This window comes from Kitasatospora sp. NPDC048286 (genome assembly GCF_043201735.1).
Taxonomy (GTDB): domain Bacteria; phylum Actinomycetota; class Actinomycetes; order Streptomycetales; family Streptomycetaceae; genus Kitasatospora.
In genome coordinates this window covers 44713-58880 of record NZ_JBICZE010000002.1, presented here as the reverse complement: position 1 = coordinate 58880, position 14168 = coordinate 44713, and the positions used below count along the sequence as shown (strand labels likewise).

The 14168-nt window shown below is 72.3% G+C and carries 11 protein-coding genes; 4 read left to right on the top strand and 7 right to left on the bottom strand.

Annotated elements, in window-relative coordinates:
• Positions 1–6 precede the first annotated feature (6 nt).
• The 7 genes from ACGF13_RS04550 to ACGF13_RS04520 form a co-directional block, all read right to left on the bottom strand.
• On the bottom strand, positions 7–1335 hold the full coding sequence (locus ACGF13_RS04550) for a sensor histidine kinase (RefSeq protein WP_392868892.1): 1329 nt from the start codon (positions 1333–1335) through the stop codon (positions 7–9).
• Positions 1332–2309 (bottom strand): hypothetical protein, encoded by a 978-nt coding sequence (locus ACGF13_RS04545; RefSeq protein ID WP_392868890.1) that lies wholly within the window; start codon positions 2307–2309, stop codon positions 1332–1334. The genes ACGF13_RS04550 and ACGF13_RS04545 overlap by 4 nt, the downstream gene beginning before the upstream one ends.
• 150 nt (positions 2310–2459) lie before the next feature.
• Positions 2460–3011: a GNAT family N-acetyltransferase gene (locus ACGF13_RS04540; protein WP_392868888.1), complete on the bottom strand. Its 552-nt coding sequence runs from the start codon at positions 3009–3011 to the stop codon at positions 2460–2462.
• A 79-nt stretch (positions 3012–3090) separates the two neighbouring features.
• Positions 3091–4164: a hypothetical protein gene (locus ACGF13_RS04535; RefSeq protein WP_392868887.1), complete on the bottom strand. Its 1074-nt coding sequence runs from the start codon at positions 4162–4164 to the stop codon at positions 3091–3093.
• Positions 4165–4196: 32 nt separating this feature from the next.
• Positions 4197–5258: a hypothetical protein gene (locus tag ACGF13_RS04530; protein ID WP_392868885.1), complete on the bottom strand. Its 1062-nt coding sequence runs from the start codon at positions 5256–5258 to the stop codon at positions 4197–4199.
• A gap of 1 nt (position 5259) precedes the next feature.
• Positions 5260–7383: a hypothetical protein gene (locus ACGF13_RS04525; RefSeq protein WP_392868883.1), complete on the bottom strand. Its 2124-nt coding sequence runs from the start codon at positions 7381–7383 to the stop codon at positions 5260–5262.
• Positions 7384–7406: 23 nt separating this feature from the next.
• A complete protein-coding gene (locus ACGF13_RS04520; RefSeq protein WP_392868881.1) occupies positions 7407–7874 on the bottom strand; it encodes a hypothetical protein in 468 nt (155 codons plus the stop codon).
• A 255-nt stretch (positions 7875–8129) separates the two neighbouring features.
• Here ACGF13_RS04520 and ACGF13_RS04515 point away from each other — a divergent pair, with 255 nt between their 5' ends.
• The 4 genes from ACGF13_RS04515 to ACGF13_RS04500 all read left to right on the top strand — a co-directional run bounded on the left by ACGF13_RS04515 (position 8130) and on the right by ACGF13_RS04500 (position 14095).
• Entirely contained in the window at positions 8130–9311 is a 1182-nt protein-coding gene (locus ACGF13_RS04515) for a CaiB/BaiF CoA transferase family protein (protein ID WP_392868879.1), read from the top strand.
• Between the two features lie 2 nt (positions 9312–9313).
• On the top strand, positions 9314–10456 hold the full coding sequence (locus ACGF13_RS04510; RefSeq protein WP_392868877.1) for an acyl-CoA dehydrogenase family protein: 1143 nt from the start codon (positions 9314–9316) through the stop codon (positions 10454–10456).
• Positions 10457–10597: 141 nt separating this feature from the next.
• Positions 10598–11812: an acetyl-CoA C-acetyltransferase gene (locus ACGF13_RS04505; RefSeq protein WP_224279338.1), complete on the top strand. Its 1215-nt coding sequence runs from the start codon at positions 10598–10600 to the stop codon at positions 11810–11812.
• 33 nt (positions 11813–11845) lie between these two features.
• Positions 11846–14095, top strand: coding sequence for a 3-hydroxyacyl-CoA dehydrogenase NAD-binding domain-containing protein (locus ACGF13_RS04500; RefSeq protein ID WP_392868875.1), 2250 nt, complete (start codon positions 11846–11848; stop codon positions 14093–14095).
• Positions 14096–14168 lie beyond the last annotated feature (73 nt).

The window sequence follows — 14168 nt, the reverse complement described above, 5'->3', positions numbered from 1 at the left end:
CCTCGTTCACGTCGTCCCTCCCACCGGCAGCCAGACGGCCAGCCGCCACGTCGTTCCGTCCTCGCCCGACCCCGCCGCGCTGCCGCCGTGCAGTGCCGCCGCCCGCTCCGCGATCCCGCGCAGCCCGCGTCCGCCGCCGGGGCGGCTCGGTCGGGCGGGGCCGAGCGGGTTGGTCAGTTCGATCTCCAGCCGGCCGCCCGTCAGTGCGACCCGCAGCCCGGCCGGGGCGGGTCCGGCGTGGCGCAGCACGTTGGTCAGGCCCTCCTGCACGATCCGGTACGCCTCGCGGGAGACCGCCTCGGGCAGGCCGGCCAGCCCGGGCGCCAGCTCGGCGTCCACCGCCACCCCGGCGCGGCCGAGTTGGCGCAGCAGGTCGTCCAGCCCGGCGAGGGTGGGCCCGGCCGGTTCGGCGGCCCGCGGGTCCTCCTCGCGCAACAGCCCGAGCACGGTGTCGAGTTCGGCGACGGCCGCCCGGGCGGTCTCCTCGATCGCCGCGAGCGCCTCGGCGGCGAAGTCCGGGTTGCTGCGCAACACCCGGGCGGCGGCCGAGGCCTGGATGCCGACGGCGCTGAGCGCGTGCCCGACCGAGTCGTGCAGCTCGCGGGCCAGCCGGTTGCGCTGGGCGAGCACCGTGGCCCGGCGCTCGGCGGCGGCCACCCGCTCCTCCGGGGTCGGGCCGAGCAGGGCGGGCGCCCAGCGGGCGAGCAGCGCGCCGCAGGCGGCGTTGGTGCCGACGATCAGCAGCAGCAGGCCGAGGCCGAGGGCGGGGCCGCTGGCCAGCCAGGCGGGGAAGTGCCGCTGCCACATCCGGACGAACTCCTCCGTCCCCGAGAAGCCGCAGACCAGCACCACCGCGAAGGGAGTGCCGGCCAGCGTCATCCCGGCGACCACCCCGCCGAACAGCAGGTGCAGCACGTACCAGAGCGCGGTGCGCCGGCGGGCGGCCCAGGAGCGGGCCGGTCCGGCGGCCAGCTCCTCCGGGTGAGGCGCCGAGCACAGCGCCCGCGCGGCCGCGCCCTCCAGCCCCCGCACCATCGGCACCAGCGCGGTGACGGCGGCCATCGGCAGCGAGGTGGCCAACGACAGGATGTACAGCAGCAGTTGGCGGGCGGGTGACTGGTTCGGGTTGAGCGCGCCGAACAGCACCACCGACAGCATCCAGTACGGCATCAGCAGCGCGCCGCCCAGCACCAGGTGCACCCAGCGCAGCCGGGCCCGCCGCCCCAGCGCGGCTCCCGCCGTGCGCCGCAACCGGCCGTCCGCGCGCGCCGTACGCGGCAACCGGCCGTCCGCGCGCGCCGTACGCCGCAACCTGTCGCCCACCCCCGTGATCACCCGCGCGACTCTACGGCAGCGGTGCGCCGGCGGGCGCCCAGTTCGGCCAGCGCCATCGCCCCGACCGCCAGGACCAGCACCGCGGCCACCACCTGGGCGGCCTGCACCAGGGGCATCAGCCCGGGCACGGCCATCCGCAACTCGGTCACCCGGGTCGTCGTCGCCCCGAAGGCCACCACCTGCCAGGCGCCCCAACCGAACAGCGAGCCGGCCGCCGTCCAGACCACCAGCAGCGGCCCGAGCAGCCGGCGCCCCGGACGGAACCGGAAGACCAGGACCAGCAGCGCCGCCGCCGCGGCCACCGCCATCACCGCGCAGACCCCGTCCATCACCGCCACGCCCCGGTTCCGCTCCTCCACCATGACCTGAGGCAGTCCGGCGGCACCCCCGAGCGCCCAGTAGGCCCGGCCCGCCGCGACGCCCACGGCGAGCAGCGCGGCGACACAGGCGAGGGAACGCTGCACGGCCAGCGTGGGGGAGTCGGGCAGGTCGCCGATCCGCTCCCGCAGCAGCCCGGCCCAGCGCCGGCGGGCGTACAGCGCGAAGGCGGTGAGCAGGGCGAGGCCCTGGACGGCGAAGCCGCCGTACACGACGAGGAAGACCCAGTCGCCGACGCCCTTGTCGTCCGGGTCGGCGCGCTCCGGCCCGAGCACCAGCAGGCTCAGCAGGTACAGCGGCAGCGCGACCAGGATGGTGCCGAGCAGCCCGGTCGCCACCCACATCGGGAACGCCACGAGCCCGGCCGGCGCCCGCCGCCCCCACGGGCGGACGAACGCCAGCGCCAGTGCCACGGCGATCGCGTCCATGCCGAAGGTCAGCAGGTTCACCAGCCACAGCCGGTCCATCCCGCCGGGGTCGTCCGATCCCACCGGATGCCCGGTCAGCCAGAGCAGCTTCAGCGTCAGGTACGGCCCGGTCGCCGCCACCGCCGTCCAGGCCGCCCCGGCCCGCAACACGTGCTCGTTGATCCTCATGCCCCCACGGTCCCGCCGGGGCGCACCCCGGGGCCTCCGCCGGGGGCGCGATCCCCCTCCCCCTGGCGGGGGATCTCCGGCCGGGACCGCGCTGCGGGCCGACCTCTGGCCGTGCTGCGGACCATTCTCAGGCCGTGCGGCAGACCGACCTCAGGCCATGCGGTGGATCAACCGGTCCTCCTCGTCGGTCCGGCCGTCCGGGCCGGCGACCAGCCCGAGCCGCCCGGCGAGCCGGCGCGAGGGCAGGTTGTCGGCGTGGATCAGCGCGACCACAGGGATGCCGGGGTAGCGGGGCAGCGCCTCGGCCATCGCCGCCCGGGCCGCCTCCGCCGCGTACCCCAGGCCCCAGGCGGACGGCCGGAACCGGTAGTAGAGGTTGAACACCCGCTCCCCGTCCAGGGTGTGCAGGTACAGCCCGGCGAACCCGATGACCGTCCCCGGGTCCTCCCGGGTGGCGACGGCGCAGTACCCCACCCCGTCCCGCACCCAGTCGGCGACGAACCCGTCCAACATCTCCTGCGCCTGGGCGATCTCCCGCTGCGGCCCGTTCGGGTTGTACCGGTTGGTCTCCGGATCCCCGTGAATCGCGAACACCACCTCCACGTCGTCCTCCTGCGGCCGCGTCAACACCAGCCGCTCGGAGACGGTGACGATCGTGCGGGCGGTGTGGTCGGTGCGGGCGGTCAGGTCGGTGGTGGTCATGGCGCTTCCCCGTGTCGTGCGTAATAGGCCTCCCGCAAGATAGGCCATTACTCCGACACTCGCCCGTCGATTTCCGCCGCTACAGGATCGGCTCGCAGCCGATCGCCTTGCCCCCGGCGGTGAGGAACTGGCGGACCAGGTCCTTCTGGTCGGGGAAGAGGAAGGGCTTCTCGAGGCCCGAGGTGATCCCACCGGTGATGGTGAAGAAGACGTCCTTGCCCCGGCACGTGGTGACGAGCGTCCCGTCGGCCACCCACTGGGCCCGCCCCAGATCGGACGTGCTCGCGCCGTCCTTCCGGGTCAGGGCGGTGGTCCGTGGCTCGGTCGTGATCGCGAACTCCTGCACCCGGCTGTCGTACTGCGAGTCCCCGCCGATCCGACACGACCAGATCGGGGCGGTGGCGGTGGTGACCTGCTGCGGCATGCGCCACTGGGCCTCGGGGTTCCTGGCGGGTGCGAACCCGGGCAGTCCGCAGAGGTTGGTCCAGTCCGGGTCCGTCACGGCGCCCTTCGCCGACAGCTCCTTCGGTGCCGCAACGGCCCGATCGGCACAGCCGCGTGCCTTGGCGACCCTGTTGGCGAAGGCCACGGCCAAGCGGGCTCGGGCCTCGTCGTGGCCCGGCTGGTCGGCGCGCACCTCGGCGCGCACGCCCTTCTCACACCCCTCGGGGAGCACGGCCCATGCGCCAGCCGGAGTCACCGAACCGGCCGAGTCACCGGAGAACAGCCGGGCATCCGACGCGGCCAACACTCTCGGTCCGTCATCAGTGTTGAGAGCGATGGTGAACTGCACGATCTTCTCGGTGGTCTTGAACACACCGGAGCTGACCGTGGCCGTGCAACTGTTCCCGGTGTGGTTCTCCGTCGCCGAGTAGCGGCCCTTGCTCTCGCGGATCCGCCCGGACCCCAGCAGGTCGTGCACCTGGTCCGCACTGACCGCCCCGTCGCACACGGCGTCCGGCCCGCCGATGTTCGTCAGCCGGTACGACACGAACCCCAGGGCCCCGACGAGGACGAGGCAGAACGCCACCAGCACCGTCGCCAACCGCATCCGCAGCGCCCGCGTGGTGAACCCCCGCCGGTCGAGCGCGGTGTCCAGCCGCCCCGCCGCGCTCCGCCGGCCGTCCTGGCCGTCCGGGTCGTTCTGTTCCATGGCGTGTCCCCCTTCGCTCGTCGTTCGTCCGGCTAGAGGATCGGCTCGCAGCCGATCGCCTTGCCCCCGGCGGTGAGGAACTGCTGCCAGGTGGAGTCGCCATCCGGTCCGGAGCTCCAGGAGCCGTTGAGTTCCATCCGGAAGGTGGTCGGCCGGCCCTGGCAAGTCGCCGTCATCTCGCCGGGCCGCACCCAGCGGGCCCGGCCGATCCCCGGTTCGTCCTTCGGGGTTGCCGGGGCCAGGAGCCGGGGCTCGGTGCCGATGGTGAAGGTGATCGGGGACCTCGGACTCGCGTCCGAGTGGATGAGACAGGTCCACAGCGGGTCGGTCGAGGTGGTCACGGTCTCCCGGAGGGCCGCGCCGCCGAGGCCGGCGGGCGCGGTGAGCCCGGGCAGGCCGCAGACGGCGTTGCGGTCGAGGTCGTGGTCCTTCCCAGCAGCGGAGAGCTGGTGCGGCGCGGGCATGGACGACGTACCGCACCCTTGTTGTGACGCGACGCGGCCGGCCGTCGACACGGCGAGTGCGGCGAGCTTCTCGGCCCCGGGCCGGTTGTCGCGGTCCGCCCTGACGGTGATCCGCTGCCCGCTGTCGCACGCCTCGGGAAGCAGCGCCCAGGCCCGGTGGTCGAAGCCCGCGCCGGACGCTCCGCCGTTGGCCGAAGCGGCGAACAGCCGGGCCTCCGCGTCATTCGCGACGACGGAGAGGTCGCCGTTCTTGCGCAGCTCAACGGTGACGGACCGCTCGTTGCCGAAGACCCCGGAACTCACCTTCGCCATGCAGAAGGCTGACCCGCTGCGCAGGTACCCGTTGCCGAACGCCTGATCGCTGACCTTGCCCGGCCCGAGCGCGTCGTTCAGCAGATCCGCGCTCACGGCGCCCTCGCACACACTGTCCGGACCGAAGGCGTTGGTCAGGTTGTCCACCAGGAACACCCCGGCCCCGGCCACGACCGCCGTCACCGCCACCACGGCGACCGCCGCCCGCACCCGCAGCGGCCAGGTGGTGAACCCCCGTCGGTCGAGCGCCGCGTCCAGACGCTCGCCGACGGCGCTCCCGTCGCCGGGCTGATCGGCGGTGTGCTGTGTCTTCTTCATCTCAGCGCCCTCCGAGTGCGTTGCGGTATGTCTGGTTGACGCCTGTCCCGTAGCTTTCGGACACGTCGTGCAGCAGCTTCTGGGGCACACCGGCGGTCGAGTTGATCTCCGCCTGGGTGAGACCGGCCAGTCCGGCCTTCTCGACGATCATCGTCTTCAGCTGGTTCTCTCCGGAGTTGAACATTTTGGACAGGTCCGCCTGCGTCTGCTGGTCCTGCTCGCTGTTGAGCCCGTTCGCCCACTCCGAGGTCCCGACGTCGACCATGCGCTGGACGAAGTCGCCCACGACCGGTACGGGAGTCAGGGGCGTGCCGATGAGGTGGTAGTTCATCTTCGCCTGCCAGTTGTTCTGGAACACGACGTCGTCGTGGTGACGGGTCATGACGTCCGACTGTGCGCCGCTGAGCGCCCCCAGGACCTGGCCGGCCTCCCGTACGTAGCCTTCGATGCCGGGGCCGGGGCGCCCGGTGCCGTCCGGCCTGAACGCGTCGGCGGGGTAGGAGTCGAGTCGCCGGGCGATCTCCTGGCTCTCGGCGTAGTGGATGGCCTTGAACGCCTCCGGGTCGTCGGACACACCTCGGATGACCCGGATGAGGCGGTCCCGGTCGATGGCCAGCCCGCTGGTCTCGGAGTGCCCGTTGACCTCCTTGCCGATGATCTCGTACGTGTCGGCCGCGTAGTCGGCGATCATGTTGCCGAACGGCCGGCGCAGTCCGACGGGGAGTTCGGTCACATGGCCGGCGGAGTCGCCGCCGAAGTGGCTGATCGTGTCGGACATGATGCGCGCCATCGCCGCGTCGTGCGGGCGAACCGGCGGCTGGTTGCCGTGCGGATCGCGGCCGGTGGTGGCGGCCTCCAGGGCATCGCCGAAAGCACCGCGGGAGGTGTCCCGCGCGAGCGTGTCCAACTGGTTGTGTTCGTAGCCCTGGTTGGGCCACTGGCGGTCCTTCAGCAGGTAGGCGAGGTTCTTGTTGGCCGCGGGGTCGAGGAACTCCTTCGACGCCTCGGGGTGGCGGCTCATGGTCTGCATGAGGTCTCGCATCGGATCGCCCTGGTGGCCGGAGATGTTGCTCCAGTCCGGGCCCCACAGGTCTTCGCCCTTGAGTTTGCTGCCGCGCTCGTAGTCGACCAGGTCGGTGCCGACCTTGGTCAGGAAGCCCTTGTCGAAGCTGCCCCTCGCGTTGAGCAGTGCCGTCAGCGCCGGGTAGTTGTCGTTGTAACCCGCCGCAGATGCCCCGGGGCGACGGGCGGCGGCCAGCAGGCCGTCTTCCCAGGCCTTGCCCATTCCACCGTCGCGGGTGGCGGTGGCCAGTGCGACGGACAGGCTGCCGTAGACGTCCTGGTATCCCTTGGCGTTGTGGTTGCCGTGCGCGAGGCCGTCGTAGACCTTGCTGTACTCCAGCAGGGCGTCCGGACCCGTCTTGCCGCCGTAGTTGAGGCCGTTGAGCAGGGTGGTGGAGAAGTCCTTGTTCGCCGCGTTGGCGGCCATGAGCGCCTGCAGCTGCTTGAGCTGGTCGTCGGAGAGGCTGCCGGCCTTGGACATCAGGTCCTTCGCCCGGTTGGCGTCGGCGACCGGGCCGGCGCCGTACGGGGCGGCGTTGAAGGCGGTGGTGCTGGTGCCTATGTCGCCCTGGAGGGCCACGGTGGCCATCTGGTCGGCGGCGGTGGCCTTCGCGACGGCCTTGCCGAGCCGGTCCGAGAGTGCCTGGGCGTTGGCCCGGATCGTGCGCTCGGCCTCGGGGTCGTTCCTCTCCTCCTTCGGGACGGTCCAGTTGACCGTCCCGTCGGCGGTGACGCTGAGGGTGGTGTCGCCCTGCGCGTCGTGCAGCGCCGCGTCGAGGTCGCGGCGGGCGGCGGCGAAGTCCTCGGCGGCGGTCTTCATGATCGCGGCGAGGGCGGTGGCGACGGCCGAGGCCTGCTTGAAGTCGCCGTCGATGCCCTGCATGGCCGTGGTCGCGGCGTCGGCGGCGTCGCCCTTCCATCCGGCCCGTTGTGCGGTGCTGGTGAGGTCCTTGGCGACCCGGCCGTCCAGGGCGGTGAGGGCCTTGGCCACGCCGGCCCAGGCTTCGGCGGCTTCGTTCACCCCGGAGAAGTCGGCCTCGTGCAGTTCCTTGAAGGACACCATCGGTCTGTTCCCCCCGGTACCTGTCAGTTGTTCGAACGCATGTCGGCGGTGATTCCGGCCTCGTTGGCGCCGTAGAACCGCTGGGTCTTGTCGAGGTTTCCGGCGGCGTTGCCGAGCTTGTCGTGCAGGGTCTTGCACTGCTGCAGCCAGCGCTCGGTGCTGCCGGTGAGGGCGCCGCCGAAGGAGAAGCCGCGGATCCTGGTCGACGCGGTGCTCGCGTACTCGGTGAGGCTGTGCGCGCCGGGGCCGGCCTTGCCGTTGGCGTTGTCCAGGTCGGTGGCGATCTGCCGGGCTATCCCGGCCGAGGCGTTGAGCTCGTGCGGGGTGTCCAGCCGGGTGGTGCCCAGAGCGGGTGGGATGAGCGCGGGGTTGCCGCCGCCGACCGGGGCCGGAGGGGCGTACGGCGACTTCGCGGTGTACGTGGGCCCTGAGCTCGGTATCGGGTCCTTGGCCGGTGCGACCGGCCCCGTGACGAGCCCTTGGTTACCCATGTGCGATTCCTCCCCATTCGGTGAAGCAGCCGCTCCCCTGCGGCATGAAGACCGTACAGGGAGCCGTTGTCAGTACACCGACCCACCCTCCGTGGCGCTGGATGTGCGGGGAGTGGCGGCGTTCAGCGGGGCTGTGTCAAGGGGGAATTGGCGGCCCGGCGCGAGGGTGGAGGTCTTGTTACCGGCGGGTCGCTTGCCTATCATCCCGAGTGTTACAGCTTTACTGTCAAACCCGTCGGAAGGGTTCAGCAGCCAGTGGGTGACGCGAGCAGGACGCCGGAGGCCGGGGGGCCGTTGGCGGGTGTGCGGGTGGTGGAGCTCGCCGGGATCGGGCCGGGGCCGTTCGCGGCCATGCTGTTGGGGGACCTCGGGGCGGACGTGGTGCGGGTGGACCGGCCGGAGCCCTCGCCGCTCGGCACGGACCCGGCGTACGACCTCAGCAACCGCAACAAGCGCTCGGTGCTGATCGACCTGAAGTCCCCCGAGGGCCCCGCGCGGGTGCTGGACCTGGTCGAGCGGGCGGACCTGCTGATCGAGGGCTACCGGCCGGGCGTCGCGGAACGGCTCGGGGTCGGGCCGGAGGCGTGCCTGGCGCGCAACCCCGCGCTGGTGTACGGGCGGATGACCGGCTGGGGGCAGCACGGCCCCCGGGCGGCGACCGCCGGGCACGACCTCGGGTACGCGGCGGTCGCCGGGGTGCTCGGGATGGTGGCGGCGCCGGGCGGGGCCGAGGAGCCCCCCGGCATCCCGGCCAACCTGCTGGGCGACTACGCCGGCGGCTCGCTCTACCTGGTCGTCGGCCTGCTCGCCGGACTGCACCACGGCCGGGCCACCGGCATCGGCCAGGTGGTCGACGCGGCGATCGTGGACGGCGCGGCGCACCTCGGCAGCATGCTGTGGGGCCTGCTCGCGGCCGGCCACTGGCAGGACCGCCGGGGTGTCAACCTGCTGGACGGCGGCGCGCCGTTCTACGCGGTCTACCGGGCGGCGGACGGTGGGCACCTGGCCGTCGGCGCGCTGGAGCCGCGCTTCTACGCGGAGTTCGCCCGGCTGCTGGAGCTGGGACCGGACGCGCCCGGCCAGTACGAGCTCGCCCGCTGGCCCGAACTGCGGGCCCTGATCGCCGCCCGCTTCGCCACCCGGACCAGGGTCGAGTGGGAGGCCGTCTTCGCGGGCTCCGACGCCTGCGTGGAACCGGTGTTGACGATGCGTCAGGCATCTGTGGACACCCACCTGTCGGCGCGCGGGACGTACGTCGAGGTGGACGGCGTCACCCAGCCGGCCCCCGCCCCGCGCTTCTCCGCCACCCCGGGTGCCCTGCGCCGCCCGCCGGCCCGGCCGGGTGCGGACACCGCCGAGGTGGCCCGGGACTGGGGCGTTCCCTCTCTCGACGTCAGTGCCTCATCCCCCAACGCTTCGGCAGAGCAAGGAGAGTAGCGGTGCAGCGCGAGATCTTCACCGAGCAGCACGACGACTTCCGGGCCACCGTGCGGGCCTTCCTGGCCAAGGAGGTGCTGCCGCACTACGACCGCTGGGAGAAGGCCGGCATCGTCGACCGCTCCGCCTGGCTCGCGGCCGGCCGCCAGGGCCTGCTCGGCCTCGCCGTGCCCGAGGAGTACGGTGGTGGCGGCACCCCGGACTTCCGCTACGCCGCGGTGCTGGCCGAGGAGTTCGCCCGGGCCGGTGCCTCGGGCCTGGCCATCGGCCTGCACAACGACATCATCGGCCCGTACCTCACCTCGCTCGCCACCGAGGAGCAGAAGCGCCGCTGGCTGCCCGGCTTCTGCTCGGGCGAGCTGATCACCGCGATCGCGATGACCGAGCCCGGCACCGGCTCCGACCTCCAGGGCATCCGCACCCAGGCGTTCGACCGGGGCGACCACTACCTGCTCAACGGCGCCAAGACCTTCATCTCCAACGGCATCCTCGCCGACCTGGTGATCGTGGTCGCCCGTACCACCCCCGAGGGCGGCGCGCACGGGCTGAGCCTGCTGGCCGTCGAGCGCGGCACGCCCGGCTTCGAGCGCGGCCGCAACCTCGACAAGATCGGCCAGAAGGCCCAGGACACCGCCGAGTTGTTCTTCGAGGACGTCCGGGTGCCCAAGGAGAACCTGATCGGCGAGCTCAACGGCGGCTTCGTCCACCTGATGCAGAACCTCGCCCAGGAGCGGCTCACCATCGCCGCCGCGGCGATCGCCGGCGCCGAGTACCTGGTCGAGATCACCACCGACTACGTCAAGCAGCGCGAGGCCTTCGGCCGTCCGCTCGCCAAGCTCCAGCACGTCCGCTTCGAGATCGCCGAACTGGCCACCGAGTGCGCCGTCACCCGTGCCTTCGTGGACCGCTGCATCACCGAGCACAACCGCTACGCGCTCACCCCGGCGGACGCCTCGATGGCCAAGTGGTGGGCCACCGAGCTGCAGAAGCGCACCGCCGACCGCTGCCTCCAGCTGCACGGCGGCTACGGCTACATGAGCGAGTTCCCGGTCGCCCGGGCGTTCACCGACGGCCGCATCCAGACCATCTACGGCGGCACCACCGAGATCATGAAGGAGATCGTCGGGCGTTCCATCCTCGGCTGAGGTCCCTCCGTCGATCGGGTTGCCCCGCAAGCCCGTTGCCCCGCGAGCCTGTTACTCCTCAAGCCCGTTACCCCTCAAGTTCACCGCTCCGCAGACCACAGACCCACTGCCCCGAAGAACCCGCTGAAAGGCGTTCCCACCGTGACCACCGAAGCGTACGTCTACGACGCGATCCGCACCCCGCGCGGCCGGGGCAAGGCCTCCGGCTCGCTGCACGGCACCAAGCCGATCGACCTCGTCGTCGGACTGATCCACGAACTGCGCAACCGCTACCCCGGGTTGGACCCGGCCGCGATCGACGACATCGTGCTCGGCGTGGTCAGCCCGGTCGGCGACCAGGGCTCCGACATCGCCCGGATCGCCGCCATCGCGGCCGGCCTGCCCGACACCGTCGCCGGCGTCCAGGAGAACCGCTTCTGCGCCTCCGGCCTGGAAGCCGTCAACCTGGCCGCCGCCAAGGTCCGTTCCGGCTGGGAGGACCTCGTCCTGGCCGGTGGCGTGGAGTCGATGTCCCGGGTGAAGATGGCCTCCGACGGCGGCGCCTGGTTCGCCGACCCGATGACCGCGTACGAGACCAACTTCGCCCCGCAGGGCATCGGCGCCGACCTCATCGCCACCATCGAGGGCTTCTCCCGCACCGACGTGGACGCCTTCGCCGCGGAGTCCCAGGCCCGCGCCGCCAAGGCCCAGGCGGACGGCCTGTTCGACCGCTCGGTCGTCCCGGTGCGCGACCGCAACGGCCTGGTCGTGCTGGAGCGCGACGAGTTCATCCGCCCCGGCACCACCGTCGAGACCCTGGCCGGCCTCAAGCCCTCCTTCGCCGCCATCGGCGAGGCCGGCGGCTTCGACGCCGTCGCCCTCCAGAAGTACCACTGGGTCGAGGCCATCGACCACGTCCACCACGCGGGCAACTCCTCCGGCATCGTGGACGGAGCCGCGCTGGTGGCGATCGGCAACCGTGAGGTCGGCGAGCGGTACGGGCTGCGCCCGCGCGCCCGGATCGTCTCCGCCGCCGTCTCCGGCTCCGAGCCGACCATCATGCTCACCGGCCCCGCCCCGGCCACCCACAAGGCCCTCGCCAAGGCCGGTCTCACCGCCGCCGACATCGACCTGGTCGAGATCAACGAGGCCTTCGCCGCCGTCGCGCTCCGCTTCATCCGCGAACTCGGCTTCCGCCACGACCAGGTGAACGTCAACGGCGGCGCGATCGCGCTCGGCCACCCGCTCGGCGCCACCGGGGCGATGCTGCTCGGCACCGTGATCGACGAACTGGAGCGGCGCGACCTGCGCTACGGCCTGATCACCCTCTGCGTGGGCGGCGGCATGGGCATCGCCACCATCGTCGAGCGCATCTGACTCCCTCCCCGCAGATCTGGAGACCGTGAACCCATGAGCGACACCACCACCATCCGCTGGGAGCAGGACCAGGACGGCGTGGTCACCCTCGTCCTCGACGACCCCACCCAGTCCGTCAACACCATGAACGAGGCCTTCGTAGCCGACTTCGAGGCCGTCGTCGAGCGGCTGGCGGCCCTGGCCTCCCAGGAGTCCTCCCCGGACGCGCTGCGCGGCGTGGTGATCACCTCCGGCAAGAAGACCTTCTTCGCCGGGGGAGACCTGCGGATGCTCTCCGCCGCCCGCCCCGAGGACGCCGAGGCCGTCTTCGAGAAGTCCATGCGGATCAAGCGTTCACTGCGCAAGCTGGAGACCCTCGGCAAGCCGGTCGTCGCCGCCGTCAACGGCAGCGCGCTCGGTGGCGGCCTGGAGATCGCCCTCGCCTGCCACCACCGGATCGCGCTCGACACCCCCGCCAGCCGGATCGGCCTGCCCGAGGTCACCCTCGGCCTGCTGCCGGGCGGCGGCGGTGTGGTCCGTACGGTCCGGCTGTTCGGCATCACCGACGCCCTGCTGAAGTTCCTCGTCCAGGGCCGCCAGTACCGCCCGGCGCAGGCGCTGTCGCACGGACTGGTGCACGAACTGGTCGACACCCCCGAGGAGTTGGCCGCCCGCGCGAAGGCCTGGATCGAGGCCAACCCGAACGCCGTCCAGCCCTGGGACGTCAAGGGCTACAAGATCCCCGGCGGCACCCCGGCCACCCCGGCCTTCGCCGCCAACCTGCCCGCCTTCCCGGCCAACCTGCGCAAGCAGCTCAACGGCGCTCCCTACCCGGCCCCGCGCAACGTCCTCGCCGCCGCCGTGGAGAGCGCCCAGGTGGACGTCGACACCGCGATGGCCACCGAGGCCCGCTACTTCACCGAGCTGGCCTGCGGGCAGACCAGCGCGAACATGATCCAGGCGCTGTTCTTCGACATGCAGGCGGTCAACTCCGGCGCCGGGCGGCCGAAGGGCGTCGAGAAGCGACTGGTCCGCAAGGTCGCGGTGCTCGGCGCCGGGATGATGGGCGCGGGCATCGCCTACGCCTGCGCCAGGGCCGGCATCGAGGTCGTGCTCAAGGACGTGAGCCTGGAGGCCGCCGAGCGCGGAAAGGCCTACTCCGAGGGGCTGTTGAACAAGGCCGTCGCCCGCGGGCGCTCCACCGAGGCCAAGCGCGACGAACTGCTGGCCCGGATCACCCCCACCGCCGAGGCCACCGACCTGGCCGGCTGCGACGCGGTCATCGAGGCCGTCTTCGAGAACACCGAGCTCAAGCACAAGGTGTTCCAGGAGATCGAGGGCGTCGTCGGCCCCGACGCGCTGCTCTGCTCCAACACCTCCACCCTGCCGATCGGCCTGCTCGCCGAAGGCGTCGAGCGCCAGGGCGACTTCATCGGCCTGCACTTCTTCTCGCCGGTCGACAAGATGCGGCTGGTCGAGATCATCCGCGGGCCGCAGACCGGCGACGAGGCGCTGGCCCGCGCCTTCGACCTGGTCCGGCAGATCGACAAGACTCCGATCGTGGTCAACGACTCCCGCGGCTTCTTCACCTCGCGGGTGATCGGCCAGTTCCTCAACGAGGGCGTCGCCATGGTCGGCGAGGGCGTCCACCCGGCCAGCATCGAGCAGGCCGCCGCCCAGGCCGGCTACCCCGCCAAGGTGCTCTCCCTGATGGACGAGCTCACCCTCACCCTGCCGCGCAAGATCCGCGACGAGCACCGGCGTTCGGTGGAGGCCGCCGGCGGCACCTGGACGCCGCACCCGGCGGACGCCGTGGTCGACCGGATGGTCGACGAGTTCGGCCGCCCGGGACGCAGCGGCGGCGCGGGCTTCTACGAGTACGGCGAGGACGGCAAGCGCGGGCGGCTCTGGCCGGGGCTGCTGGAGCACTTCGGCGGTTCTTCCGGCGGTTCTGTCGTTGGTTCTGTCGTTGGTTCTGGGGTTGGTTCTGGGGTCGGTTCTGCCGCTGAGGTTCCGTTCGAGGACCTCAAGGAGCGGATGCTGTTCAGTGAGGCGCTGGACTCGGTGCGCTGCCTGGAGGAGGGCGTGCTGACCTCCGTCGCCGATGCCAACGTCGGCTCGATCCTCGGCATCGGGTTCCCGGCCTGGACGGGCGGCGTGTTCCAGTACATCAACGGGTACGAGGGCGGACCGGCCGGCTTCGCGGCCCGCGCCCGCGAACTCGCCGCCGCGTACGGCGAGCGGTTCGCACCGCCGGCGCTGCTGGAGCGGGTCGCGGCCGAGGGGCGGACCTTCACGGACTGAGCCGCGCTCCCAGCCGGGGCCGGTGAGGCCGCAGGCGCCGTGCGACGCGCGGCGCCTGCGGCCTGCGGTCCGT